The organism is Thiorhodococcus minor, assembly GCF_010820565.1.
Lineage (GTDB): Bacteria > Pseudomonadota > Gammaproteobacteria > Chromatiales > Chromatiaceae > Thiorhodococcus > Thiorhodococcus minor.
In genome coordinates this window covers 1-389 of record NZ_JAAIJQ010000364.1, presented here as the reverse complement: position 1 = coordinate 389, position 389 = coordinate 1, and the positions used below count along the sequence as shown (strand labels likewise).

The following is a 389-nucleotide window of genomic DNA, read 5'->3' as shown; positions in this document are numbered from 1 at the left end:
CGGCAGCGCGGCATGGCTCGAGTCCTTGATCGACGGGGTGAAGGGGTGTTGTGGCGTCACGGCGCCGAGATCGCTGGTCCGACGACCGTTGTGGCATCGGCTGTTCGGTCCTTGCGCGCCCGCGCATCCTGGTAGGCATCCAGGTGCGTGATCAGCGGTCGGTAGTTGCGGAAGGCGACCTGCACCTCGTAGGTCCGGGGTCGGGTCACCGGATCGGCACCGGGGCCGGTGATGACCTGCTTGCCGCTCACCCGCACCCGGTCGCTGGCGGCCTCGTACTGCACCAGCTCGGGGGCGAAGCGCACGCTCACCCGGTCGCGCTGCAGCGCCTCGACCTGGTCGTCGAGGATGGCGGCGACGGCACGGCGCAGCTTGGGGCTCAGCAGGGG

The 389-nt window shown here is 70.7% G+C and carries 1 protein-coding gene; it reads right to left on the bottom strand.

The window, feature by feature from the left end; genetic code table 11:
- Window positions 1–56: 56 nt before the first annotated feature.
- Window positions 57–389, bottom strand: a 333-nt coding sequence (locus G3446_RS29475) for a type IV conjugative transfer system protein TraE (protein ID WP_245232855.1), incomplete at its 5' end; no start/stop codon positions are given.